Source organism: Shewanella sp. SG44-2, from assembly GCF_014164215.1.
Classification (GTDB): domain Bacteria; phylum Pseudomonadota; class Gammaproteobacteria; order Enterobacterales; family Shewanellaceae; genus Shewanella; species Shewanella frigidimarina.
In genome coordinates, this window is sequence record NZ_JACJEU010000128.1 from 1 (window position 1) to 206 (window position 206).

Consider the following 206-nt stretch of genomic DNA (forward strand, 5'->3'; position numbering starts at 1 on the left):
TCGCCAACTTGGGTGCCAGTCGCTAGCGTCACGGTCGCGGTCACAGTGCCGTCGCTGCCGATCTCATCGCTGTTGAACACGCCATCAGTGCCCATGCCGCTGAACTCAACGGTGGGTGCAGGTGCCATGGTGGCATCAACAGGTTGTGTATCTGTTGCGGTTGCAGATGGGTTACCGGCGATATCAATCACTTGCGCGGTGACATC

1 protein-coding gene is annotated in these 206 nt (G+C 58.7%); it reads right to left on the reverse strand.

Going from position 1 to position 206, the window contains the following annotated elements; genetic code table 11:
* Window positions 1–206, reverse strand: a 206-nt coding sequence (locus H5181_RS20565; RefSeq protein ID WP_182751909.1) for a hypothetical protein, incomplete at both ends; no start/stop codon positions are given.